This window comes from Legionella sp. ST3F1, assembly GCF_048553315.1.
Lineage (GTDB): Bacteria > Pseudomonadota > Gammaproteobacteria > Legionellales > Legionellaceae > Tatlockia > Tatlockia donaldsonii.
The window spans coordinates 37,807-61,847 of sequence record NZ_JBLZIO010000019.1 but is presented as its reverse complement, the minus strand read 5'-3'; the positions used below and the strand labels follow the sequence as shown (position 1 = coordinate 61,847).

The window sequence follows — 24,041 nt, the reverse complement described above, 5'->3', positions numbered from 1 at the left end:
ATGGCACAGGCACTCAAGCTAGCGAAATGTCGCTGGTTCTTCCTTATTTCTACTGTCTTGGCTCTTGTTGTTTTTGTAGATCTTCTGTGCTTCGCTGCTCACATACTTATGAGTATGTTCTGCTGCGATGCTCGAATACCAAGGGATAAGCACTCAAGCTGGCGAAATATATAATTATTTTGTTTCTTTCGCTTGGTTGATTGTCCCCAACTTGCGAGCATGGTATAAAATTCTCTCTGTTTGTCACGCTCTAATCTACCAAGGGGGTTTAAAAATGTCACAAAAATTTAGTGAGATAACGAAAGGAATTAGTACGCAATTGGCTAAAATGCGTAAGGAAATGCCAGAAGTGATGGCAGGCTTTTCTTCGTTGGCACAGGCAGCGACAAAAGATGGGGCTTTGGATAAAAAGACCAAAGAATTAATTGCAATGGCTTTGGCAGTTGCTAATCGCTGCCCAGGATGCATAGGTTTTCATTCCCAGGCGCTAGTGAAATTGCAAACGACTCGTGAAGAATTGATGGAAACTTTAGGCATGGCTGTTTATATGGGAGGGGGCCCATCATTAATGTACGCTGCTGAAGCTCTGGAGGCGTTTGAAGAATTTAGTAATTAGGTTAATCAGCCAGCTTTCAGTGTTTGAAGGCTGGTATTTAAAGCAAGAATTTCGAAAGTGTGGACGATTCTTCTTTAACTCCGTTGTAAAAATCTATAAGCAATAAGGCGGCTCCTAATAGCGCAAGGGTGATACCAGTGGCAAGAATGAACAGGTTTGTTGGTAGGCTTAACGGCAAGAGCACAGCGAGCATGATCAGACCACTTCCTCCCCCTTTTTCCCAAGAGAATGGGTAACTCGTTTCAACCGGGGTTGGAGTTGCCATGTTGCTCGATGTACCTGTGTTAAAAAAAGTTAATTCTTTCCTTGTTTCAATGAGTTCGCTTAATTCCTTACCGAGATGGGGCGTTCGCGGTTTATATTCACGGCCCGTTGCAGCAAAAGAGGCTAGATTAGCCAAAGCATATAACCAACAGGCTTTTACTGAAAAAGGTTGTTGTGCCCCCTTTATAAATTCAACGTTAAAACCGTATAGAGAAGCATATTTGGTAATATCTTTTTGGGCGGTGATCCCCTCGCCTAAATTATTGGTTCGGGAATCCGTAGCAACAATTCTTATAAATGCCCCGCTCTTATCTGTTTCAGCAAATAAGGCATGCCAATGAGCAGCGTCAAGAGTGGAATAATGGCGCATATGACAAATTTTTATATTCGGGGTGCCTCTATATTTCTCAATTTTTTTTATAAATTTGTCGTTTTGGTATACGCCTAATTCAGCCAGTGATTCATCAAAAGAATCGACGCTAAAGATAATTTGGGACGCTGGATGTTGGAGTGGCGCGAGGGCTTTAACAAGTTTGTTAAAGACATCTTCCAAGGCTGCTGGTACAGGGAATTTCTCAGTAAAGCCTAGTGGTTGTTGTTCTTGCATCTTATGCGATAAAACGCCCATGGTCCCCTCACTTTTTAACTATTGTTTAAACGCTGACTCCTTTTTTCACAAACTTAAATGAACCACTGTTTTAATGGGCTAAGAGCTCACTCATGTGTTGCATTTGATTATCATGGGCTGTTTGAGCAGGGCAAGGATAATTTTTGGTGACTCCTAACCAGGCTACTTGCGAAACAGTCATTTTATCTTTATCACTTTGTTGACTGGAGATTTCACGATACGTTTGCAGAATAATGCCATTGAGGGTAATGGCGTTTAAAGTTGTCCCGGGAGGAAGACAAAACAAGGCTCTACCATGGCTTTTCGCTGTTTCGTTCGCTTGAATTAAGGTTTCAGCAATGCTTTCGTTGGCAATGATTAACACATTGCGTGCGGATCTCGCCCAAGCCTGGGCTTGCGGATCGGCCTTCATCTCCATTTGCGGGATATTATTAGAGATATTCATATAATGGTCCATTGTGTCTGCCTGGAGGCAGCAGGAGCAGACAAGAAAGAAAAGGCAAGCTAAAAGACGCATGATTGTTTCCCTGACAGAGGTTTAGGCCATTGTATCCAATAAGTAATAATGTTGTGGATTAGATTTACAAACAAAAGGGCCACATTCGATGAATGTACTGATTCCGTTAGCAAGAATCAAGAGCAGGAAAAAGCCCATTAGTAGATAAAGCCAGCGACTGGGAGGTGCGTTGTTGTCTTCTAAAAATGCTTGTTCAAATAATTGAGCAATGGCAATTACACCGATAATGACAACGAAACCAATCGCAGACCAGGTGTATAGATATAAGCCAAGTAAGGGAGATCCATAACCTAAATCACCCGGTGCAACATGAAGAAAAATTTGACGTAAGGCAATACCAAGTCCCAGAAGCGATGTTAAGGTCATTAACCCATAATGCGTAATTTTAATACCCGTTGTGAGATTCATGCACAAGCAAAGGCCGATACCTATAAAGCAAGCTCGTTGTAAGAGGCAAAGCGGGCAGGGTAAGTCATGGTTGTAAAGTTGATCATAAAAGGCAAACAACAATACTGCACAGACCAGGATAAGGCCAAAACAATTACCCCATTGATGAATCTTGGTTTGAGTAATCATAAATGCACCAGATGGCTGTGATAGTTAAACCAAAACGTAGTCAATAATAAACAAACCAGGAATTGCAGTTTTACAAAGCGATTGGGTTTAAAAACAATTTGTAACCCAACAGCAAAATAGCAAAGATACAATAAAGTCATCATAATGGTTAGAGGAGTGAGTCAATATATATTCTTAGTATACCCAAGGTGAGTAGACAAACCCTAGTCCTAATTAAGATCCTCTGGTTAGACGTGCTAGCCAGAGGAAAAAGTGTCCGTTTATTTTAATTACCATGTCTCATTTATTCATATAAATGTTTTTCATATAGGCGAGTAAACTATCTTTGTTCACCGGTGATTGTGTTAGCCCTATATATTTGTCAGGACGAATTAACAAAGCTGTCGTTTGTTGGATGGCAAACTGTTGGTGCACTTCTTGATTGTCATCGATTAAGACTGAGTCTAAGTGGAATGCTTCATTGGAATCGGATAGCACTACATGAACCTTGATGATTTCCTTAAACTGCTGATTCATTAGAGCTGCAGTTTCAAGTAAAGCGGGAAATTGATTCTTATTTTGCCCGGCGAACAAGAATAAATGATGCATCGTTCCTTGAATCATTTGATGCAATTGTTTTTTTTCTTTACTGTGAATGTCTGTGAACGAGAAATTTGGAGCAAATTCACCAATTTTAAATTTCGTGGGAATGCCCAAAATTTTTACTATGGGGCTCTGGGCATAAGAAATGGATAATTCAGCCATATCCCGCGTAAAGTAACGCTTAACGAACTTGAAAGAGGTAATAAAACGAACGAAGAGATTACGCGAATAGATAAGGAAAGGATTCCTGATAGTAATCAGCTTGGTCAGAAAGTCTGTTTTTTTCAATACTTCTTTACCAATGGGGTAACGTTCCTTGTGATAACTATCCAATAAACTGTCGTGCGCTAATCCTTTTTTTACCAAGGCCAATTTCCAAACCAAATTATAAATATCTTGTATTCCCGTATTGAGACCCTGGCCACCCATCGGGCTGTGAATATGCGCGGCATCCCCTGCAAAAAATACTCTGCCATGCCGATATTGCTGGATTTGCCGGTGATGAATACCGAATTGGGTAATCCAGACCGGGTTAGATAAAGTGGCACTCTCACTGGTACGTTCTTTAAAGGCGTGTTCTATATCCTGAACAGTAGGGGTGTCATTGATCGTGGAGCCCTCGGGGGCAACCAGGACGAGTCGATAACGTTTATTCCCCATTGGAAATGCTGCCATAGGCCCGTGGTGGGTGACAAAGAGAGCCATTTTGTGTTCTGGTAAATTCCAATCAATAAGAAGATCAGCAAGCCACCAAACTTCTTTATAAGTGGAACCTAGAAAATCGGCATTAACCAAATGCCTTAGCGTACTATGAGAGCCGTCACAGGCGATAATCCAGGAGGCATTAACCTGTTCGTTGCTGCCATCAGCCTGCTTTAAAGTGGCGATGGTATGATTGTTAACAGGTTCAATGCCAGTTAATTCGGTTTGCCATTCCACTTTTAACCCTTTCGACATAAGCTCTGCGTATAATATTTGCTCTGTCTTATCCTGAGGCAGGTCAATCAGATAATGGCGATCTCCTTCTACAAGAGAGAAATTAACATCGACCAGCAATCTTCCATGTGCTTTAAGTAAAACCCCTTCGACTTTTAGGCCTTGGGCTAAAACCTCTTCAATAAAACCACAGTCCTCCAGAACGTCCAGGGTGCGGATATGAATCGCCAGCGCTTTGGATTTATCACTTAATCCCGCTTTTTTATCGATAATGCGGCAACGTATGCCATGCCGGGCTAATTCATTAGCACAAAACAAACCCACCGGTCCTGCACCAACCACCAATACATCCAGGATATCCTCAGCCATGATGATGCACTCCATTCATCTTAAGTTAACACGGGTGAAATCAGTAAGTTACATAATAGAGGGATTAGTACTCAAGTAAAACTTTTTTATTCATTTCTTTCCTTGGCGATAAAATGAAAAATAATACGTGGGTTAGTAAGATCGTAGGATACAGGTGTTACCGTTTCACTAAATTGGTTTTTACTAAATTCACCAATGGTATTGCGCCAGAAATTTAATCCCCGCTCATTTTGCGGAATGACAGCCACTTCCCAGTGTCCTGAAAATTGCTGCCATAGTCGTTTGGCGATCTGCTGGCCTACTCCCTGGCGTTGAAATTTCGCAATGACAAAAAACTCACCGACGTTCCAGTCAATAGTCGGCGTTGTGCCCACTTTATTAATCAATACAAAACCGGCGAGTTCTTTATCTACGCGGATGAGGAAGGGATAGCGTTCTTTTTCAGTAAAGTATTTTTTACAATCATAACATTCATAAAGGCCAGTTTCAGGGCAATCCCAGCCGGGCAAGAAGCCACAATATCGCGACATGTCGTAGACGTAAAATCGCGCCAGATTCTGCAATCTTGGGTAATCATTTAAATTGGCGGCAACAAGATGAATTTTTGCTTCAGGTGTTTTTAGCATAGCCACGCCCTTTTTATAACTATCTGCTTATATTGATACTATAAATTGACACAATTTGTTTCTTAGTGGCAACACCATTTCATTCCATGCATGATGGAATACACTTCATTATCACCAACAATTAAATGATCCACCAGGCGAGCATCGACTAATTCCAGGGCATGGCATAGACGGATAGTCACTTCTCTATCCTGCGGGCTGGCATCGGATATACCGGATGGGTGATTGTGGGCCAGGATTAACGCTGCAGCATTGAGTTTAAGTATGCGTTCAACAATAGGGCGGGGATGAATAGTCGCTGTGTTGATTGTGCCTGAAAATAATTCTTCATAAGCAAGGATTCGATGCTGATTATCTAAAAACAAGGCGACGAAGATTTCATTTTTTTTATCGCGCAATTGCCGTTTCAAATAAGTGTAGGTTTGATAAGAGTCAGTTAGCGAAATATTTTTTTGTAAGCTGATAAAATCACTGCGCCGACAGATCTCCTGAATTGCCTGCAATTGCAGATAACGTACCAGCCCCAGCCCTTGGATTTGTTTGAAGCTATGGTGATCGGCGTTGAGTATAGCGCGTAAATCGCCTAGATGGTGGATTAAGTCAAACGCGAGTTGTAAGCAGTTTTTTTTATTATTGCCCGAACTGATAAAAACAGCCAGTAATTCGGCATCGGAGAGGCTTTTAACCCCTTGAGTTAATAGTTTTTCACGCAAGCGCAATGGCTGTGCTGGTCGAGAGCCACTCATTATTGTTATTCCTTTATGGCGAGGTTTGTGGTTTGATCGCAGATATTCTGATCAAAAAATAAAAGCCATGCAAGATTTTGCCAATAAAAAAATTGTTCTTGGAATCTGCGGAGGGATTGCTGCTTATAAATCGGCCTATCTGGTGCGTGAATTGAGCCGTTTGGGAGCAGAGGTTCGTGTCATTATGACAGAATCTGCACAGCAATTTATAACACCGCTAACCTTACAAGCCTTGAGTGGTCATGATGTCCGTGTTGACTTGTTTGATCAGCAAGCGGAACGTGCCATGGGGCATATTGAGTTAGCGCGCTGGGCTGATTACCTGTTAATCGCTCCCGCTTCTGCCAATTGTCTGGCGAAGATGGCGAACGGACTTGCTGATGATCTATTAACGACGCTGTATTTGGTAGCAGAAACACCGGTTATTGTTTGTCCAGCCATGAATAAAAGTATGTGGTTACACCCTGCTACACAAGCTAATTGCGAACTATTGGCTCAACGCGGTGTTATTTTGGTAGGTCCTGAGGAAGGTTCACAGGCCTGTGGCGAACAAGGATTTGGACGTTTGAGTGAAATAGATAATATTATCAATGCATTACGCTTAGAGCAGGTGAGTCAACTATTACAAGGTAAAAACGTGTTGATTACAGCGGGCCCCACGCGTGAAGCTATTGATCCCGTGCGTTATGTCAGTAACCATAGTTCTGGGAAAATGGGTTATGCCCTTGCACAAGCCGCCTGTTTAGCGGGTGCTCAGGTTACTTTAATCTCTGGACCCACTTCTTTAGTGCCACCTCCTGGTGTGTTATGTGATTGCGTTGATTCCGCACAAGCGATGTATGAGTCCGTGATGCACCACTTGCAGACCGGCATGATTTTTATTGCTACGGCTGCTGTAGCAGATTATGGTCTGCAGGCACCGGCGCAAGAGAAAATTAAAAAGCAGGATAAACAAGAACTAACCCTTCATCTCAAGGCTAATCCGGATATTCTTGCGGCAGTTGCAGTAAGTGGTAAGGCATCCTATGTGGTAGGCTTTGCCGCTGAAACGACAGAGGTTATCAAGCACGCGAAAGACAAATTGCGTGCTAAAAAACTTGATATGATCATTGCGAATCAAGTCGGTGGCGGCTTAGGGTTTGATAGCGATTCCAATCAGGTCACTGTGTTGACTGCAAAAGGACAAACCGAATTGCCGTTGACCCATAAAACCAGACTTGCAGGGCAAATTATTGCAATTCTGGCAGCAAATCTTCAAAATGCTGGCATTAAAAATTAGGGGAATACCATGGAACAAGCCATTCAAGTAAAAATTCTCGATCCACGGGTAGGTAACAGCATCCCGCTGCCTAGCTATGCAACGTCGGGTTCGGCAGGGTTAGATTTGCGTGTTTGTATTGATGAGCCCTTGCAGATTGGGCCACAAGAAACGGTTTTGCTGCCCACAGGGCTTGCTATTTATATTGCTGATCCCAATTTAGCGGCTGTTATTTTACCGCGTTCAGGCCTGGGGCATAAACACGGTATTGTGTTGGGTAATTTGGTTGGTTTGATTGATTCTGATTATCAAGGGGAGCTAAAAATTTCCTGTTGGAATCGTAATCAGGAACATTTTACGGTGAATCCAGGAGAGCGTATTGCCCAGCTGGTTTTTTTACCCGTGGTACGAGCAGCTTTTACTGTGGTTGATTCGTTTACAGAAAGTAGTCGTGGCCAAGGCGGCTTTGGTAGTTCCGGGAGACATTAATGACTTATAGTCAAAGGCAGGTTGAACGTTCTGTTTTCAGAGCCTACGATATTCGTGGTGTTATTGGCAAGCAACTGGATGAGAATGCTTTTTACAGTATAGGACGTGCAATTAGCTGCCGTTTGCATGCTTTGCAGCGTAGTAAAATTTTTGTTGCCCGCGATGGTCGTTTAACGAGTGCCAATTTAGTAAATGCGTTAAAGGAAGGCCTTCTGGCGAGTGGTATTACGGTAGTCGATTTAGGTGCCGTAGCTACCCCGGTGATGTATTATGCAACCTGTACTCAGGAGGGTATAGATTGCGGCCTGATGGTAACAGGCAGCCATAATCCCTCAGATTACAATGGGATAAAAATGGTGTTGGCTGGTAAAACGCTCGTACAGTCTGATATTGATCAGCTTTATGAGTTGGTGACAGCAGGTACGCGTCAGGATGGTGTTGGTAAAGCCCAGTCCTTCGATATCATGAACGATTATACAAATCGTATTCTTAGCGATATTAAACTGCAACGCCGTTTAAAAGTAGTGGTCGATTGCGGGAATGGCATTGCCGGCCCCATTATTCCCCAGGTCATTACCGCACTAGGCTGTGAGGTCATTCCCTTGCATTGTGAAGTGGATGGACGTTTTCCTAATCATCATCCCGATCCAACGATAGAAGCAAATCTGGTTGATCTAAAAGCAATGGTAGCACAGCATCAGGCAGATATCGGTTTAGCTTTCGATGGTGATGCGGATCGTTTGGGAGTCATTAGCAATTTAGGTGAAGTCATTTGGCCAGACCGTTTGTTAATGCTCTATGCGCGTGATGTTTTAAGCCGCAATAAAGAGGCAACCATTGTTTATGATGTGAAATGTTCAAGTCATCTGGCTGAAGTTATTCGCGCAGCAGGTGGTATTGCCAGGATGTGCCCTACCGGACACTCCATCGTGAAGGCCGTGATGAAAGAAGAGCAAGCCGCTTTGGCTGGTGAAATGAGTGGACATATTTTCTTTAAAGATCGCTGGTATGGTTTTGATGATGCACTTTATAGCGCTTGCCGTTTATTAGAAATCATCAGTGCCAGTTCGCAAACAGTGAGCGAGCAGTTTGATGCTGTTCCTAATAGCGTTAACACCCCTGAAATCAAGATTCCCATCGCTGAAGAAGAGAAATTTACTTTCATGCAACGTTTCAGTGAACAGGCTAAATTTCCCGACGCGGAGATAATTACTATAGATGGTTTACGGGTTGAATTTGCTCATGGTTGGGGGTTATTACGGGCTTCCAATACAACCCCTTGCCTGGTAGCGCGTTTTGAAGCGAAAGATAAAGCCAGTCTTGAGCAAATTCAGAGTTTATTCAAGACTCAGTTGCAACTAGTGAATAAAAATCTGGTTGTATCATTCTAATTATCTTGTCTGGCACTGTAGAATATTTATCTACAGTGCTTTAAAGAATTCGCTGTCACTCCGATTTTCTTAAGGTTGCCTTAATTTTTCTCCGTTATTGTCATCAAAAATCAACAACAATAATAATGGAGTAAGGAATGCCTTTTAATATAGAGTTAGCCAAACCTTCGAGTGGCATATCAATTAAAATTCAGGCGGTGAAAAACACGATAAATGTATATTTCGCAGGTCCCCAAGTCATTGCTGACACAGTGAGAGATAATTGGATCCATTTACAAGCACATTTCATCACAACAATGCCTGGTTATATTGCTGAACCGGTAAGAGGTCCAGACGCTCCCCACATTAAGAAAGATCACACCCACGCAAAAGAGACAGAAGTTATGCATTCTCACAGCGAGTTTGCCTCTGAAATTACACCAGAGCGTTTTTCTGCATACATCAATAACATGTTTGCCCAGCAGCAAGCAGGGAGCCATGTGAGTGAAAAATATCAATTTTTTGTGGATAAAAAGGAAGTTGAGGAAATCGTCAAAAAATTTGCTATTTATTATAGTGGATATAAAAATAGCAGCACAGAAGAGCTCTATGAAGAGGCAACAACGCTAAGTCCAGAAGAACAATCCGCTTATAATAAGGCTGTAGAAGACGAAAGAGAAGCAAGGGAGCAAATGGAAGCAGCAGAAAGAATCTTTAGTCACTTACTTATCGCTACAGTGCTTGCTGATCGCCACCCCTTGTATAGAAGGCCTGAACCTCAAGAAGGTTTACCCACAGAGGAGTCAGAAGACAAGCTTGACTGTATTGTTATGTAGTTTTCCTACACGATAAACAGCATCAGAGGCAAAGTCTTTTGATGCTGTTGTCGGGCGAATTTAGTTGTCTCGTAAATGTTAATCTTACTAAACAGGGAGAAAGGAATACTGTTTAATAGGGAGAGCAATCCCCTCCATTAGAAGGGTATAGATTAATATTAACAGAGTTTAATCGACTTACGCACCGCAAAGAGCATCACAGCTAACGCTTCCTGATGCTGCCGTCGGGCGATGACTTTTTCCTGCTGAATGATCTGTAAGTCGAGCTGACTACATAATTGGCTAATATAATCAACATGGTGGCTGAAACGGGCACTTGTTTGTAACTGCCAGGGCTTCTCTTCGGAGATTTCGACGGTAAAGATAAAATGGCCTTCGGGCTTGAGTCGGTTGGCAATGACAGTAAACAATTCATCAAGCTTTCCAAAATAGGGCAGTACATCGGCTGCAACGGCTAAGTCATAGTGATGGTTATTCTTTTTCAAAAAAGTTTCTAATTCCGCTTCTATCAGCTTATCGTAAATTCCTTTTTCTCGTGCCTGGGCTAGCATTTTTGCCGCAATATCAACACCCGTTAAATGCTCGCTAATTTCGCGCAATACGATCCCTGTTAAACCAGTCCCACAGCCTAAATCAATCACCTCATTTAATTTATAAAGATTTAAATGATGGAGTAGTTGAGCGATTTGTTGGGGGAGCGAGTAGTTTAATTGGCCCTGTAAATGCTGATCATAATACAAGGCGTAATTATTAAATAAGTTAGAAGCATATTCTGGGCAGGTCGGAGGGTTTAATTCATCAGTAGCAAGAGCATGAAGCATGTGCTGGCTGGCTTTATCGTCTGGATTGGCAGCAACTGCTCTTTCCAGCAAAGTACGGGCATGGTCTTTATCCTCAAGTCGGATATAGATAGCGGCTAAATTATTAAGTGCGGCAAAATGGTCGGGCTTTAATTCTAAAATTTTTTCAAAGTGAGAGGTTGCTTCACTTAGATGTCCCAAAGCCATTTGTGCAACGCCGGAATTGTACAAGTACTCAATATTGTTAGAGTCTTCTTTAAGCAACACATCGTAATGCATGAGCGCATTTTCAAAACGATCATGGTGCATGAAAGTCGCTGCTAAATTATTGCGGGCATCCAGATGATTATTATCAATAGCCAATGCGTTGGTGAAATAACTGACTGCTAATTGACCCTGCTCACGTTTGAGTGCAATCACACCCAGGTTAGTTAATGCTTGGACATGGTGTTTGTCTTCTTCGAGCACGTTCTCAAAAGCCTGTTCTGCTTCTTCCAGTAAATTGGCTTCCAGATAGAGTACACCCAGATAAAATTGTGCTTCCAGATGGTCGGGTTGCAGTGCTAAAACATTCTTGAATTGCGTTTTTGCAGCCGCTAGTTCATTGTTTTGAAGTAATAGTAAGCCCAAATTAAAATGGGCGGCAGTAAAATCAGGCTCAGCATGAACTGCCAGACGATAATGATGAAGTGCTTTCGTGTAGTCATTTTTCAAGGCATAGACGGTAGCCAAATTATGTTGTGCTTGAGCGTAGTCAGGAGCCAGTTGGATTGCCTTCTGGTAATAAAGAATGGCATTATCCAGTTGATGCGAATTTTTATAAGCATTGGCCAGATTATTGTATAAACTGGCATCGTTAGGTTGCAGCCTCAATGCTTGTTGTAAAAAATCAATAGCGGTATCCATATCGCCCAGCTGTGCATAGGCAAGACCAAGAAAATGTAAGGCCTGTCCATGGTTAGGGGTGAGTTGCAGCAGTTTTTCATAAAGAGAAATAGCCTGCGGAAGTTTACCTTCTCGTTGTAATTGGTAAGCTTCCAGAAATAAGGTGTTGTTATTCTCGTCCATAGTCTTGTCACATCAAAGTTGAGAGTGGAGTTGTTTCAGCGCTTGAGCACGGTGGCTAATCGTATTTTTAATAGTAGCAGGCAATTGTGCTACTGTGCATTGATGGCTAGGTAGGTAAAAAACAGGATCATAGCCGAAGCCCTGTTCGCCCGCAGGTGCATTGGCAATCCTGCCAAGTAATTTTCCAGTGGCAATAATGGGAGTGGGGTCATTAGCGTGTTGCACCAAGGCAATCGCGCAATAAAAATAAGCATCTCGCTCTGTTGTTGCTCCAAGTTTGGTTAATAGTAAAGCAATATTGTCCGCATCACTTGCATGAATACCAGCATAACGTGCTGAATAAATTCCCGGCTCGCCGTTTAGGATGGGCACCACCAAACCGGAATCATCTGCCAGAGCGGGTTTATTGCTCAAACGACTGGCATGCCTGGCTTTTAAAATGGCATTTTCGACAAAGCTTAATCCTGTTTCTTCGGGGCTTTTTATTCCTAAAGTGGATTGAGAAATGCAATGCCAGGGAGCAAGAATAGCCTCTAATTCGGCAATTTTACCTTTATTGTCAGTGGCCAGAATAATTTCTTTCATGGTAACCAAGTGTATTCAAAACGGAGCATTAAATGCTACCGATAGAAAGGGGGTTATGCTAGAATTCTTTTCATTTATTTTTAGTTCCCTTATATTGAGGAGAAATCATATGGTAGGGACCCATACCCGTACTGCATTCCAATCCGAGCTTCAAGCACAAAAAAAAGCCGCGACTTGGCAGTCCCAGCAGCTTAGTATTGCAGAAAGACGCAAAAAAGCCCAAATTGCTGTTCATGGCCGAAATTTCATCCAGAGTGTTGAGGAATTAAAGGCTATTGTTAGCGAGAATTATGGTCAGTTGTTTGAACATGATTTCTGGGATGACCTGGTCGTGAAAGCGACAGCGGCTTTAAAAACGCCTAACGAGCAGACGCTGGGTCTGTTTGCTGCCAAAGTAACTTATTTAACAGAAACGCTTCAGCAATATCCAATATCAAATGCAATTAGAGGCGCTTTTAATACTATGGGCGGCGCTTTTATGACCCTATTTGGTGCTCTCATTGCAGTAACGGGGTTATGTATGGCGGCTGGGGCTGGATGCTTTGCTGGCCTTATTCTGGGTCTAGGTTTAATGGTTGTAGGTGGGATCACTACCGCAGTAGGAATGACCGAAATGAACCAAAATGCCAGGTTTTCCATTGGTAGTCAAATAAGGGAGATCAACACTTTTGCTGGAATTGTCGTTCCAGAACTCGCTCAGAAATCGAAATCCGCTCAGGAATCGACGCTTGCTGTCGTGTTTGCTCAACAGCCACTGTATATGCCACCTACCTATGGAGCATTTTATCAGCCACCTTTGTATCCTACACCGCTGTATCCTACAGCGCCTTACGAACCAAGTTCTCAGTTTTCTCCTTCCTACGTCCCTGACTCCTTGTAAGTTGGATTGTTGGTATTGAAACAAGAAAAAATGAGTTGATCGACTGGATTGCCTGAATGGCAATCCAGTTGGTAATTGCGATCTCTTGTTTTTGTGTCAACTACATTTCTTGGCCTCGACCCAAGCCGTTTGCTCTCTCATAGAAATTTGTTTAACTTTGTCCAATATCGCATTTATGGGTTTAGTAAACATCGAAGCTACTCGTTTGCTTTCAACGCCTTCAGCAATAATTTTCAGATCCGGTTCACGGCCAATCTGCTACTGGTAATTTTTAGCGGCTGTGGTATTGAGGATTGTCTGCAACAACCATAAAGCGGCTTTGACCTGGTGATCGTTGCTGTAATTTATTAAAAACAATGATAATTTATTGGAGAGATTGGTTTATTAAGGAGGAAATAATGTTGGGATTTTTTAAGGATTTAAAGTCATCTATCACGTTGAAGAACTTCTGTATTATTTATAATGGTCTTACAGGTTTAGCGGTTTTATATTCATTGTGGAATGACCCCGAAGCGGATCTTTCTGAATATGCTATAGATATTTCTATCCACGCACTGACTGCCGTAACGTTAATGTGTAAACAAGTTCCTGAGACTGTCAAAACCGTTGTTGTAGCATTAAATACCTATAGAGGATTCGATGCTTTATTTAAGACAATCACTGCGCTTCCCTCTACAATTCCTGGCGCTGCAAACGCTGCAGATGTTCTGAACCATTGGTTTAACCTAAAAGAACTTGGAGAGCCAGACCAAAACAGGCGAGAAACTCAACACAGTATGTAGTGCTAAGGAGTCAGGTCAGGCCCTCCATGCCAGCGAGCCTGACCTGTAGTCAGTTCAAAAAAATTAATGAAGACCAACTTGTCCTTTTAATGTTTTCTGAATTGCCGATAATCCAATTAAATAGAATGCCCTGCAATAATTCTTTGATGTCCATGATAGGGAGGCTTGATACTTCCCTTAGCTTAAAGCAATCGCTAATCTCTGGACCGCCTTCTCGCCAATATTCCCGAACGGGAATAAATTGATAGTTCTTGCGATTTAAAGAATAGTTATTTCCACGTGAGAATTGTTGTTGGTTTATGAGTGGAGGGCAACGTATTTTCTGCTGGCCAACCTATAATCATCGGAGCTATAGCTGTCATCCCTTCTGGAATTCCTAATTCGGCTTTCCATTCAGGCAAATTTAAGGCCGAAACGGCAAAGCCAATGACGCATGAAGCAAGGCCAAATGCGAGCGCTGAAAGCATTAAATTTTCGGCAGCTAACCAGCAGTCTGCTGCAATAAAAGGTCCTTCAAAAGTCCCGTATATAACGATTAAAGTACTTGCATTATAAAATAGGCTGAACTCTTTTTGTGTTGCCACGTCAAGAATATGTTTTGTTTGTTGTGACTTGCTATTCTTCGCTTCGGTAGCCAATAAAGCTTTTGCGCTCTCTGACAAACGATCCAATAGCTCCTTATTCTGAATCACTGCAAATGCTCTTGGTTCTTCATGAAGCGCGGTAGGGGCATGTACAGCCGCATCCAGCAATTTGTGAATAATGCTGGAGTCAACTTTTTTGGGGAGATAATTACGGACAGCGTGTCGTTTATAGATGGCATCCATTATATCGATTGAAATTTTATCGTGAATTGATTCTGAGCTTGCCATAATTACTCCTGGATAATTATTTTTTCCTGTTAAGGGCAGTTTTTTCCTAATAGCTAGAATGATATGTTTTTTTTACTTTTATATTTAATAAAAATAATACGGTTTGCCATCGGATTGTCAATCGTTCTTATTTTATTTTAACAATAGCGGGAATTGATTGAGCGTAAGAAAGTGAATAGTTCAAGGCTCCTCTTGATTCGGCATGGATCCGATACAATAGTTGACCTGGTTCTACACAGGTTCCTATTTTTGCAAAAAACTCAATTCCGGCCGCTGGATCAAAAGGCGCTCCGGCTAATTTTGCTACTTTGGCGAGGTTTCTATTATCAATTTCTGATACCACTCCGGCATGTACGGCAACAATATCCTGTGTGAGGGAGGCTGTTGGGGGTTCTTTAAATCCTCCCTGGGCGTTACAAATCGCTAAAAATTTTTTTAACGCAGATCCGTTTTCTAATAGCTGTTTTGCTAATTCTTCCCCTTGACTATAAGGTATTCCTTTTCCGAATGCCAAGATAGTTGCAGCCAGGGAAATTGCTTTGTTTTTCAAATCAGTTGGCGCTTCTGCTTTATTTTCTAAAATAGCCAGAATATCTTTGGCCTCCAGTGCAGGACCAATTCCTAGGCCCAGAGGCTGGTTTCCATCTGTCTTTACTGCAAAAATATGAAGCCCCATTGCTTTACCTACAATGGAAAAATAGTCTTTAAGTTGTAAAAATGAGGCTTCCGAACGGATTTTGGCTGTGGGGCCAACAGGTATATCAATAAGAACGTGTGTGGCTCCGATAGCTGCTTTTTTTGAAAGCACCGAGGCAATCATCTGTCCTTCTGGATCAAGATCTAGCATGCGTTCAACTTTGATAATAATATCGTCCGCAGGACTTAAACCCAGGGAACCGCCCCATACCATACACCCGCCTTCCAGAGCCACTACTTCTTTTATTTTCTTTGCTGTTAAATTCACAGAGGTCATGGTTTCAACCGTATCGGCGGTACCAGCCGGAGAAGTGATCGCACGTGAAGAGGACTTGGGTATGATAAGTCCTGCTGAGGCTACAATTGCCACCACGATAGGCGTTGTCCTGTTACCAGGAATTCCGCCAACACTATGTTTATCAACAATGATAGGAGAATCCCACTGCAATTGCTCCCCTGTCTTCACCATTGCCTGCGTTAAATCAATGATCTCTTTAATACTTAAATTATTGCGAGCGCAGGATGTGATGAAGCTGGCTAAATGAATATTCGAATATTTCCCGGAAACAACATCATTAACGATGGCCTCAAGTTCAAAGGCAGACAGTTCATTGCCATATATTTTAGAACGGACAAAACTTAATGAGGTAACAGGCGTGAGATGTGATAAGTCGATATCATCGCCTTCCTTGACGCCTAACCGTTGCCAGGCACTTTCTGACAAACTGGCCTCACAGCTTTTTAATATATCGGATTGGACAATATGCACCATTGCTACCAGGGAGGTATTGTTAAAGGAAACCACAACTTGAGTTAAGGCATCAAATCCTTCTGATTTACAAATAAAGCAATCCACATGCAGGAAAACAATAAATTCTTGCAGGGAGTCAATTCCTAACCTCACTAATTTGAGCCTGGTCGAGTGATTAGCCAACAATGGGTTTCCTTAGTTAGATTGATGGACGATTCTTTGAAGGGTTATAAATTACACAATCCCATTGCTTAAAAATAGCTGTTAATAGCTAAATATTAATGTTAAGGTCATCGCCACATCAATTTTCTTTGAGTCATTGCCACTAAATAGTGGTATTAACTATAAACCTATCTGAAAATTCAATAAAAACACTCTATGTATACACTATAATTTAATAATTCAAAAACAAAGGGTTGGCAAATGCAGCTTACTTTCCTAGGTGCCACAGGGACCGTGACTGGTTCAAAGTATTTACTTGAGGTAGAGAACAAAAAAATACTTGTTGATTGTGGTTTGTTTCAAGGATTAAAAGATCTTCGGTTAAGAAATTGGAACCCCTTACCTTTTCAACCTTCTTCTTTAGATGCTGTAGTGATTACGCATGCCCATATCGATCACAGTGGTTACTTACCCCTACTGGTAAAAAACGGATTCACAGGGCCTATCTATGCAACAAAAGCGACCAAGGAGTTATGCGCTATTTTGTTGCCTGATAGCGGGTATTTACAAGAAGAGGATGCCAAACGCGCGAATAAATATGGTTATAGTAAACACCATCCTGCATTACCCTTATACACACAAGAAGATGCACTCGAGTCGTTAAAACAATTTGAAGTAGTCGATTACAATAAATTGTATCCTTTGTTAAACGATTGTGGTTTTAGTTGGCATCGTGCTGGCCATATTCTTGGCTCTTCGTTCATTCAGGTGGAAAATCAAGGTATCAAGGTGTTATTCAGCGGTGATATGGGGCGTCTACATGACCCTATTATGAAACCTGCAGAAATAATCCGGGATGCTAATTATTTAATTCTTGAGTCGACTTATGGTGATCGTTTGCATGATAAAACTAATCCAGAAGATGACATCGCAGCTATTGTAAACAAAACCATAAAACGGGGAGGCTCAATTCTTATTCCCGCTTTTGCGGTAGGGCGTGCCCAAAATATATTGTATTATTTATACCAGCTTAAAAAGAAAAAACAGATTCCTGATTTGCCGATTTTTCTTGACAGTCCAATGGCAATTGATGCAACCGAGATCTTGCTTAATAATAGGGATGAGCATCAGTTCACACGCGAGGAATGTCTTAATGTTTGTCGTATTGCAACTTATGTGAGAACAGTAGACGAGTCGATCGCTTTGAACCATCACCCCATGCCTAAAATTATTATTTCAGCCAGTGGTATGATGACCGGCGGGCGTGTACTCCATCATTTAAAAGCCATTGCACCTGATCATCGAAATACAATCTTAATGACTGGTTTTCAAGCCGCAGGAACTCGGGGGGAGAAACTACTGCATCATGCACAAACAATCAAAGTCCATGGGCAGATGATCCCAATCAATGCACAAATAGCGGTCCTGAATAATGCGTCAGCCCATGCTGACTATAAGGAAATTTTAACGTGGTTAAGGCATTTTAAAAGCCCACCAAAGAAAGTATTTTTAACACATGGAGAACCACAGGCGTCTGTCGCGTTAAAACAGCATATTACAGACGAATTAGGCTGGCATTGTGATATCCCTAATTACCTGGACAAAGTGGTGTTTACTCAATAGGAATCGAGAGTTTTTGTGCTTAAAAATTGATTAAATTGGGGGGCTTCATTGAAGCCCTAACTAAATATTACTGCGCTAATTACTGAGGTTGTGAATTGCGCTATGATGTTTGCATAGGGCGTTGACTTCAGGTTTTGGGTATAAGGAATCTTATGGAAGAGCATTTTTTATATAGGATGTTTAACCCAGGCTCCATTGCAGTGATAGGAGCAAGTGATAAGCCATCATCAGTTGGCGCTAAAGTCTTTGATAATTTACAGGCTGATTTTTCAGGGCCAATTTTTCCCGTAAATCCCAAATATAAGACAGTTCGAGGTAATCCCTGTTTTCCTTCCATAAAAGAAATTAATCATCCGATTGATCTTGCGGTCATTGTAACCCCTGCTGCTGTAGTGCCTCAAATAATGATTGAGTGTGGCGAAAAAAATGTACGCCATGCGATTATTCTCTCGGCGGGGTTTGGTGAAGCAAATGGAGCGGGCAAAGACCTAGAACAAACTGTAATTGATTTAGCAAAACAATTTAAAATTCGTTTTGTTGGCCCTAACTGTTTGGGAGCCAGGCGCCCTTCAATTGGTTTAAATGCAACTTTTGAAAATAGTCCTGTTTTATCTGGAAACTTAGCGTTCATTTCTCAATCTGGGGCTCTGTGTGCAGCAATTTTAGACTGGGCTTTTGAAGAGCAGGTTGGATTTTCTACCGTTGTTTCACTGGGAAATTGTGCAGATATTGGTTTTGGTGAGTTATTAGATTATTTAGCCCTTGATCCGAAGACAGATTGTATTTTGCTCTATATTGAGGGAATTAAGAATGCTCGTAAATTTATGAGCGGACTTCGTGCCGCTTCGCGGCTAAAGCCAATCATTGCTATCAAAGCGGGTCGACACTCTCAGGGAGCACGTGCTGCAATTTCTCATACAGGCGCAATGATTGGTGCAGATGATGTCTTTGATGCCGCTTTACGCCGAGCAGGGGTCGTGCGAGTAAACAGCATAAAAGAACTATTTTCAGCAGCCGAGGTTTTTTCAAATTCTTGCCGTGCCAAGGGTAATCAATTAACCATTATTACTAACGGTGGCGGTGCTGGGGTAATGGCAGCTGATCGAGCCGCCGATCTTAATATTCCTTTATCCGAATTAACGGATGAGACGATTTCCTATCTTGATTCCATCCTTCCTAGCCATTGGTCTCACCGAAATCCGATTGATATTTTAGGGGATGCTACCCCGGAGCGCTATCAGCAGGTTATTAAGGCTTGTCTAAAAGATGAAAATTGTGATGGGTTATTAATAATTCTTATTCCCGTAGCTATGTCAGAGCCGCTTAGAGTAGCAGAACAAGTCAGTGACATCATTCGCCAAAGCGAGAAACCTATTTTAACCTGCTGGATGGGTAAGACCCAGGTTGAAGAAGCAAATAATCTTTTTGCAACCCATAAAATTCCTTCTTTCAATACCCCTGAAATGGCTGTAGATGCATTTTCCTACCTGGCGAATTATTATCATAACCAACAATTATTATTACAGGTGCCTGAGCCTCTTTCTTACCAGAGTCAACCTGATGTCAGTGGTGCCCAACTTATTATAGAAAGTGCGGTTGCCGAACATCGTAAAATACTCACTGCGACTGAATCCAAAGCAATCTTGCGCGCTTTTGGAATACCTATCACGCAAACAATACTTGCCCATACAGCCACCGAGGCCTTAGTGGCTGCAGAATCACTGGGATTTCCTGTTGTTATGAAAATTCATTCACCGGATATCACCCATAAGCAGGATGTGTCTGGGGTTCAACTTAATATCACCAATGCAGAAGCGGTAAGAACTTTTTTTTGTCAGTTAATTGAACGCGCTCAAAAAAAGATGCCTGCTGCCAGAATAATTGGGGTAACTGTAGAACCGATGTATAAAACCTCTAATGATCGTGAATTAATGGTCGGTATCATAAAAGATCCTGTATTTGGACCAACGATTAATTTTGGAGCCGGGGGTAGTTTAATCGAAATTATGCAAGACCGAGCGATTGCTTTGCCTCCATTAAATACCTATTTAATTAAAAATTTGATTGCTCGTACACGGATTGCAAAATTGCTGGGAGAATTTCGCAATAAACCTGCTGTGAATATTACTGCTATTGAAGAGTTGTTATTACGTGTTTCTGAAATGGTTTGTGAGTTACCGCAAATTGAAGAAATGGACATTAATCCGTTAATTGCTAATGATAAGGAAGTTGTCGCGGTAGATGCCCGTATTGTTATTAATTTTGAAACATCCTTCATCCCCTATAGCCATCTTGCTATTCATCCCTATCCGTCTCATTTAATTTCACATTGGCAATTAGCTGATGGGACATCGGTTTTAATTAGACCTATCAGGCCTGAGGATGCCAAATTAGAACAAAATTTTATTCGCCATCTTTCTTCAGAAGCGAAATATTTTCGTTTCATGGGGGCGTTGCGAGAGTTAACGCCTGAAATGCTTAAGAGAACAGCACAAATTGATTATGATCGGGAAATGGCCATGGTGGCGGTTATTCAAAATAAAGGGCGAGAGTCTATTATCGGAATTGCTTATTATTATGTCTATCCTGATCTTAACTCCTGTGAATTTGCTTTGGTGACAGCAGATAAATGGCAAAATAAAGGCATCGGAAGTCACTTGATGACAAGTTTAATGTCCGTTGCTAGAGCCAAAAATTTAAAGAACATGGAAGGTATCATTATGTCAGCCAATCAGCCTATGCTCGCTTTAGCAAACAGCTTAGGTTTTTCAATAAAACCTGCCAAGGAAGATCCTGCCCTTTTATTGGCTAGAAAAGTATTGTTTTGATTGATTAATACAGCATTAGGGCCTCTCTCAAGAGAGATTGAGGGCAGCATTTAGAAAGGTTAAATGTCAGGAACGACCGGTTTGCTGCCATCGCCCCATTAATTTATTCTTAATCACTTCGACCAAATACAGATAACCGATTGTGGCCAGTGTTAGAAAGAGAAAGAAAGAGATCGGAAGTGGAACAAATCCTAATGCAGATGCCAAAGGGCTAAATGGTAAGAGGATGCTAACGGTTACGACCATTAACACTGTAAGTGTTAAGGCAAGACTTGGTTTACTTTTAAACGGTGATTTAATCGTACGAATGACAAAAATTACGAGTGTTTGAGTCGCTAACGATTCTACAAACCAACCTGTCTGGAATAACGATTCTGAGGCATTAAAATAACTTAGCATTATCCAAAAAGTAATAAAATCAAAAAGAGAGCTAACAGGTCCAATATAAAGCATAAATCGGCGTATAATGTCGATATCCCAGTGTTTGGGTTTGTTGATAAAGCTAGGGTCAACGTTATCAGTAGGAATAGAGATTTGTGAAATATCATAAAGGAGGTTATTAAGCAGGATTTGCGTGGGTTTCATTGGTAAATAAGGCAGGAATGGGGAGGCGAATGCCATACTTAGCATGTTGCCAAAATTAGAACTTGTTCCCATCATCAAATATTTCATAATATTCCCAAAGGATTTTCTTCCCTCCATAATGCCCTTCAACAGCACTTTTAAATTATGTTCTAATAAGATGATATTGGCTGTTTCCCGAGCAACATCAACGGCGCCAGAAACAGAAATACCTACATCTGCACTATGAAGTGAGGGAGCATCGTTGATGCCATCTCCCAGGTATCCTACAACATGTCCTTTTGCACGAAGCACTTGAATAATGCGTTGTTTTTGATGGGGGGATACCCGTGCAAAAATTTCAATTTCTTCTGCGGTTTTTGCTAAGGCAAGATCAGACATTTCTTCTATTTGCTCGCCAGTGAGCATTTTTTTAGTTAAAAGGCCAACCTCATTGCAAATATGCTGGGTAACCAGCTCATTATCGCCTGTCAATATTTTTATCTTTACACCTGCTTGCCTGAGTTCGGCAATAGTCTCTCTGGCGTCTTCCAAAGGAGGATCAAGGAAAGCTAAAAAACCAGCTAAAATCAAGTCCTTTTCATCCCTTACCCCATAGCTTTCTCTCTTTGCAGGTCTATAGCCAATTGCTATAACCCGATATCCTTCCCGGCTTAAAGTTTGAAAAAAATACAAATACTGTTTTATTGTTTTCTCACTGAGTGATTTCTCTTCCCCATCGAGCCTGTATTTACTGCAAATTTTAAGGATGCTTTCAGGCGCGCCTTTCGTAATGACCAGGTGCATCCCCTTTTTATCAACGACAATACTTGAACGCCTTCTTTCAAAATCAAAGGGAATTTCATCAATTTTTTCATAACCTTTTTGAGCGGGATGTTCATGATGTAAAATAGCCGCATCTAAAGGGTTGATCCCTGATTTATTAAGTAGCGCATTGTCCAAAGGATTTTTTATTGTTGTACTAAACAAGCTGCTTAGGTAGGCTAGCAATAAGACGTATTCTGATTTGTTTCCAAAAATATCCACATATTTCTCTAGCGTCATTTCTCCCTGTGTTAATGTGCCTGTCTTATCAGAACATAGAATATCAATACTGCCAAAATTCTGGATGGCAGCCAGATTTTTAACAATCACTTGTTGCTTTGCCATATTCAAGGCGCCTGCTGTTAAAGTGACTGTTGTAATCATAGGTAAAAATTCAGGTGTCAGCCCAACCGCTAAAGCAATCGAAAATAACAGTGCTTCAAGTGCCGGGCGATGTAAGTAAATATTGATTAAGAAGACAAAAAGAATAAGGAAAATCACGGTTTTCATGATAAAAAAACCGAAGCGCAAAATGCCTTTTTCGAATTCGGTTTGAGGGGGTGTTGCAGATAATATTTGCGCAATTTGCCCGAACAGTGTTTGTTTTCCTGTCGTTAGTACCAATGCAATGGCATTGCCGCTGACTATAGAAGAACCTGCAAATATCCCATTGGTTGCTTCAACAGGATTTTGAGGCATAGTCGAAATCGCTGTTGACTCCTTTTCTACAGGTAATGATTCTCCCGTAAGAGCTGCTTGTTGTACGTGTAAATCTTTGGAGTCAAGTAATAAACAATCGGCGGGAACGATATCACCGGCGGCTAAACAGATAACGTCACCCGGAACTAATTCATCATAAGGTAAATGACATTCACTGCCATTTCGCAATACCGTAGTTTTTACTGCGACGTGCTGTTGTAATTTTTCTGCTGCTATCAGGGAACGATGAGTTTGAAAAAAGTCGAGGCCAATACTAATACTCACGACGATAAGAATGATAGCGGCGTTAATTGGACTACCCGTGAAAAATGAGATCAATGCAGCAATGATTAATATAATGACTAAGGGATTCGTTGAATGGGAAAGGGCTTCTAAAATATGCGAGCGATGTTGGGTAGCAATTTTATTTGCTCCATACTTTTTAAGACGTTTTTTAGCCTCAACGGACGTTAACCCTTGTAAAGAGCTTTGCAAGTCTTGTAACGCTTGAGAAGGTTGGAGTACTAATATTCTTTTTAAGTCCTTTTCCATGATTGGATCCTAAGGAATAGAGCTACTTGATGTTATCTATTCGACTTCTCCTCCGGAGCAAGTTTCCGAAGCGGTCTATTCTTCATCTGCAAATTTGGCTTTTATCGTAATGCTTGATTTAAGTGAATTGGCAATAAAGCAAAGACTGTGTGTTGTCTCAAAAAGTTTCTCCATTGCTTTTTTGTCCGGTGTCTTTTCTTTTTTGAAAGACACGATGGGAGAGAGAACAATATGGGAAACGGTATGATTAATTTCATCAATAGTGCAAGTAGCTCGATCAGAATAGCTATCGACAGTATAGCCTTCTTTGGCACAAAGAGATAAAAAAGTAAGGAGAAAACAACTTGACAGAGAAGCGGTCAGTAACTCTTCCGGGCAATGAAATTGGGGATTACGCATAAAATGGGGCGACGAATTGACTTCGAGTTTTGGTCCGCCATAAAAAAATACGGTATGTTTGCGACTATAGGTTTGATAGTTAAAATCTTCCGCTCCGCGTTCCCATAAAAGTCGAATATTATATTCAGGCATCATTAATTCCTTG

22 protein-coding genes are annotated in these 24,041 nt (G+C 41.5%); 9 read left to right on the top strand and 13 right to left on the bottom strand.

Annotated features, from left to right (window positions below; translation table 11 throughout):
• Window positions 1-274: 274 nt before the first annotated feature.
• A complete protein-coding gene (locus ACN4Z1_RS12665; protein WP_115222106.1) occupies window positions 275-616 on the top strand; it encodes a carboxymuconolactone decarboxylase family protein in 342 nt (113 codons plus the stop codon).
• A gap of 37 nt (window positions 617-653) precedes the next feature.
• Here the strand turns inward: ACN4Z1_RS12665 and ACN4Z1_RS12660 are convergent, their stop codons facing one another.
• From ACN4Z1_RS12660 to radC, 7 genes are all read right to left on the bottom strand, one after another.
• Window positions 654-1,508 (bottom strand): hypothetical protein, encoded by an 855-nt coding sequence (locus ACN4Z1_RS12660; RefSeq protein ID WP_228364058.1) that lies wholly within the window; start codon window positions 1,506-1,508, stop codon window positions 654-656.
• A gap of 70 nt (window positions 1,509-1,578) precedes the next feature.
• Window positions 1,579-2,025, bottom strand: a complete 447-nt coding sequence (locus ACN4Z1_RS12655) for a phosphatase (protein WP_370634569.1) — start codon at window positions 2,023-2,025, stop codon at window positions 1,579-1,581.
• 21 nt (window positions 2,026-2,046) lie between these two features.
• Complete coding sequence (locus tag ACN4Z1_RS12650; protein WP_228364056.1) at window positions 2,047-2,601, bottom strand: disulfide bond formation protein B; 555 nt, start codon at window positions 2,599-2,601, stop codon at window positions 2,047-2,049.
• The gene (locus ACN4Z1_RS12645) at window positions 2,598-2,741 is read right to left on the bottom strand and encodes a DUF5993 family protein (RefSeq protein WP_412754602.1); all 144 of its coding nucleotides are present in this window, start codon (window positions 2,739-2,741) and stop codon (window positions 2,598-2,600) included. The genes ACN4Z1_RS12650 and ACN4Z1_RS12645 overlap by 4 nt, the downstream gene beginning before the upstream one ends.
• A 139-nt stretch (window positions 2,742-2,880) precedes the next feature.
• Window positions 2,881-4,488 carry an FAD-dependent oxidoreductase gene (locus ACN4Z1_RS12640; protein WP_228364055.1) on the bottom strand — a complete coding sequence of 536 codons (1,608 nt, stop codon included), beginning with the start codon at window positions 4,486-4,488 and terminating at the stop codon, window positions 2,881-2,883.
• A gap of 86 nt (window positions 4,489-4,574) precedes the next feature.
• Window positions 4,575-5,114 (bottom strand): GNAT family N-acetyltransferase, encoded by a 540-nt coding sequence (locus ACN4Z1_RS12635; RefSeq protein WP_228364054.1) that lies wholly within the window; start codon window positions 5,112-5,114, stop codon window positions 4,575-4,577.
• Between the two features lie 62 nt (window positions 5,115-5,176).
• Window positions 5,177-5,860: a RadC family protein gene (gene radC / locus ACN4Z1_RS12630; RefSeq protein WP_115222102.1), complete on the bottom strand. Its 684-nt coding sequence runs from the start codon at window positions 5,858-5,860 to the stop codon at window positions 5,177-5,179.
• 67 nt (window positions 5,861-5,927) lie between these two features.
• On the opposite strand from radC, the gene coaBC reads away from it, so the two are divergent.
• The 4 genes from coaBC to ACN4Z1_RS12610 all read left to right on the top strand — a co-directional run bounded on the left by coaBC (window position 5,928) and on the right by ACN4Z1_RS12610 (window position 9,813).
• Complete coding sequence (gene coaBC, locus ACN4Z1_RS12625; protein ID WP_228364098.1) at window positions 5,928-7,139, top strand: bifunctional phosphopantothenoylcysteine decarboxylase/phosphopantothenate--cysteine ligase CoaBC; 1,212 nt, start codon at window positions 5,928-5,930, stop codon at window positions 7,137-7,139.
• A 9-nt stretch (window positions 7,140-7,148) separates the two neighbouring features.
• Entirely contained in the window at window positions 7,149-7,607 is a 459-nt protein-coding gene (gene dut, locus ACN4Z1_RS12620) for a dUTP diphosphatase (protein ID WP_228364053.1), read from the top strand.
• Window positions 7,607-8,998 carry a phosphomannomutase/phosphoglucomutase gene (locus ACN4Z1_RS12615; RefSeq protein WP_228364052.1) on the top strand — a complete coding sequence of 464 codons (1,392 nt, stop codon included), beginning with the start codon at window positions 7,607-7,609 and terminating at the stop codon, window positions 8,996-8,998. The genes dut and ACN4Z1_RS12615 overlap by 1 nt, the downstream gene beginning before the upstream one ends.
• Before the next feature lie 137 nt (window positions 8,999-9,135).
• Window positions 9,136-9,813 (top strand): hypothetical protein, encoded by a 678-nt coding sequence (locus ACN4Z1_RS12610; RefSeq protein WP_228364051.1) that lies wholly within the window; start codon window positions 9,136-9,138, stop codon window positions 9,811-9,813.
• 158 nt (window positions 9,814-9,971) lie between these two features.
• Here ACN4Z1_RS12610 and ACN4Z1_RS12605 read toward each other — a convergent pair whose 3' ends face one another.
• Together ACN4Z1_RS12605 and rdgB are read right to left on the bottom strand one after the other, a co-directional pair.
• Complete coding sequence (locus ACN4Z1_RS12605; RefSeq protein ID WP_228364050.1) at window positions 9,972-11,681, bottom strand: tetratricopeptide repeat protein; 1,710 nt, start codon at window positions 11,679-11,681, stop codon at window positions 9,972-9,974.
• A gap of 12 nt (window positions 11,682-11,693) precedes the next feature.
• The gene (gene rdgB / locus ACN4Z1_RS12600) at window positions 11,694-12,266 is read right to left on the bottom strand and encodes an RdgB/HAM1 family non-canonical purine NTP pyrophosphatase (RefSeq protein ID WP_228364049.1); all 573 of its coding nucleotides are present in this window, start codon (window positions 12,264-12,266) and stop codon (window positions 11,694-11,696) included.
• 109 nt (window positions 12,267-12,375) lie between these two features.
• On the opposite strand from rdgB, the gene ACN4Z1_RS12595 reads away from it, so the two are divergent.
• Both ACN4Z1_RS12595 and ACN4Z1_RS12590 read left to right on the top strand, forming a co-directional pair.
• A complete protein-coding gene (locus ACN4Z1_RS12595; protein ID WP_228364048.1) occupies window positions 12,376-13,146 on the top strand; it encodes a hypothetical protein in 771 nt (256 codons plus the stop codon).
• Between the two features lie 398 nt (window positions 13,147-13,544).
• Window positions 13,545-13,928, top strand: a complete 384-nt coding sequence (locus tag ACN4Z1_RS12590) for a hypothetical protein (RefSeq protein ID WP_228364047.1) — start codon at window positions 13,545-13,547, stop codon at window positions 13,926-13,928.
• Window positions 13,929-14,197: 269 nt separating this feature from the next.
• Here the strand turns inward: ACN4Z1_RS12590 and ACN4Z1_RS12585 are convergent, their stop codons facing one another.
• Together ACN4Z1_RS12585 and ACN4Z1_RS12580 are read right to left on the bottom strand one after the other, a co-directional pair.
• Complete coding sequence (locus ACN4Z1_RS12585; protein WP_228364046.1) at window positions 14,198-14,800, bottom strand: nitroreductase family protein; 603 nt, start codon at window positions 14,798-14,800, stop codon at window positions 14,198-14,200.
• Between the two features lie 127 nt (window positions 14,801-14,927).
• Entirely contained in the window at window positions 14,928-16,430 is a 1,503-nt protein-coding gene (locus ACN4Z1_RS12580; protein WP_228364045.1) for a thymidine phosphorylase family protein, read from the bottom strand.
• 240 nt (window positions 16,431-16,670) lie between these two features.
• Here ACN4Z1_RS12580 and ACN4Z1_RS12575 point away from each other — a divergent pair, with 240 nt between their 5' ends.
• Window positions 16,671-18,032, top strand: a complete 1,362-nt coding sequence (locus ACN4Z1_RS12575; RefSeq protein ID WP_228364044.1) for an MBL fold metallo-hydrolase RNA specificity domain-containing protein — start codon at window positions 16,671-16,673, stop codon at window positions 18,030-18,032.
• Window positions 18,033-18,184: 152 nt separating this feature from the next.
• Window positions 18,185-20,860 carry a bifunctional acetate--CoA ligase family protein/GNAT family N-acetyltransferase gene (locus ACN4Z1_RS12570; protein ID WP_228364043.1) on the top strand — a complete coding sequence of 892 codons (2,676 nt, stop codon included), beginning with the start codon at window positions 18,185-18,187 and terminating at the stop codon, window positions 20,858-20,860.
• Window positions 20,861-20,926: 66 nt separating this feature from the next.
• On the opposite strand, the gene mgtA is transcribed toward ACN4Z1_RS12570, so the two are convergent.
• Window positions 20,927-23,497, bottom strand: coding sequence for a magnesium-translocating P-type ATPase (gene mgtA / locus ACN4Z1_RS12565; RefSeq protein WP_228364042.1), 2,571 nt, complete (start codon window positions 23,495-23,497; stop codon window positions 20,927-20,929).
• Between the two features lie 75 nt (window positions 23,498-23,572).
• Complete coding sequence (locus ACN4Z1_RS12560) at window positions 23,573-24,028, bottom strand: OsmC family protein (protein ID WP_181879399.1); 456 nt, start codon at window positions 24,026-24,028, stop codon at window positions 23,573-23,575.
• Between the last annotated feature and the right edge of the window lie 13 nt (window positions 24,029-24,041).

Excerpts from the sequence above, each read along its gene's own strand:
- ACN4Z1_RS12665 (WP_115222106.1), top strand. The coding sequence starts at position 275 with ATGTCACAAAAATTTAGTGAGATAACGAAAGGAATTAGTACGCAATTG.
- ACN4Z1_RS12660 (WP_228364058.1), bottom strand. The coding sequence starts at position 1,508 with ATGGGCGTTTTATCGCATAAGATGCAAGAACAACAACCACTAGGCTTT.
- ACN4Z1_RS12655 (WP_370634569.1), bottom strand. The coding sequence starts at position 2,025 with ATGCGTCTTTTAGCTTGCCTTTTCTTTCTTGTCTGCTCCTGCTGCCTC.
- ACN4Z1_RS12650 (WP_228364056.1), bottom strand. The coding sequence starts at position 2,601 with ATGATTACTCAAACCAAGATTCATCAATGGGGTAATTGTTTTGGCCTT.
- ACN4Z1_RS12645 (WP_412754602.1), bottom strand. The coding sequence starts at position 2,741 with ATGACTTTATTGTATCTTTGCTATTTTGCTGTTGGGTTACAAATTGTT.
- ACN4Z1_RS12640 (WP_228364055.1), bottom strand. The coding sequence starts at position 4,488 with ATGGCTGAGGATATCCTGGATGTATTGGTGGTTGGTGCAGGACCGGTG.
- ACN4Z1_RS12635 (WP_228364054.1), bottom strand. The coding sequence starts at position 5,114 with ATGCTAAAAACACCTGAAGCAAAAATTCATCTTGTTGCCGCCAATTTA.
- radC (WP_115222102.1), bottom strand. The coding sequence starts at position 5,860 with ATGAGTGGCTCTCGACCAGCACAGCCATTGCGCTTGCGTGAAAAACTA.
- coaBC (WP_228364098.1), top strand. The coding sequence starts at position 5,928 with ATGCAAGATTTTGCCAATAAAAAAATTGTTCTTGGAATCTGCGGAGGG.
- dut (WP_228364053.1), top strand. The coding sequence starts at position 7,149 with ATGGAACAAGCCATTCAAGTAAAAATTCTCGATCCACGGGTAGGTAAC.
- ACN4Z1_RS12615 (WP_228364052.1), top strand. The coding sequence starts at position 7,607 with ATGACTTATAGTCAAAGGCAGGTTGAACGTTCTGTTTTCAGAGCCTAC.
- ACN4Z1_RS12610 (WP_228364051.1), top strand. The coding sequence starts at position 9,136 with ATGCCTTTTAATATAGAGTTAGCCAAACCTTCGAGTGGCATATCAATT.
- ACN4Z1_RS12605 (WP_228364050.1), bottom strand. The coding sequence starts at position 11,681 with ATGGACGAGAATAACAACACCTTATTTCTGGAAGCTTACCAATTACAA.
- rdgB (WP_228364049.1), bottom strand. The coding sequence starts at position 12,266 with ATGAAAGAAATTATTCTGGCCACTGACAATAAAGGTAAAATTGCCGAA.
- ACN4Z1_RS12595 (WP_228364048.1), top strand. The coding sequence starts at position 12,376 with ATGGTAGGGACCCATACCCGTACTGCATTCCAATCCGAGCTTCAAGCA.
- ACN4Z1_RS12590 (WP_228364047.1), top strand. The coding sequence starts at position 13,545 with ATGTTGGGATTTTTTAAGGATTTAAAGTCATCTATCACGTTGAAGAAC.
- ACN4Z1_RS12585 (WP_228364046.1), bottom strand. The coding sequence starts at position 14,800 with ATGGCAAGCTCAGAATCAATTCACGATAAAATTTCAATCGATATAATG.
- ACN4Z1_RS12575 (WP_228364044.1), top strand. The coding sequence starts at position 16,671 with ATGCAGCTTACTTTCCTAGGTGCCACAGGGACCGTGACTGGTTCAAAG.
- ACN4Z1_RS12570 (WP_228364043.1), top strand. The coding sequence starts at position 18,185 with ATGGAAGAGCATTTTTTATATAGGATGTTTAACCCAGGCTCCATTGCA.
- mgtA (WP_228364042.1), bottom strand. The coding sequence starts at position 23,497 with ATGGAAAAGGACTTAAAAAGAATATTAGTACTCCAACCTTCTCAAGCG.
- ACN4Z1_RS12560 (WP_181879399.1), bottom strand. The coding sequence starts at position 24,028 with ATGCCTGAATATAATATTCGACTTTTATGGGAACGCGGAGCGGAAGAT.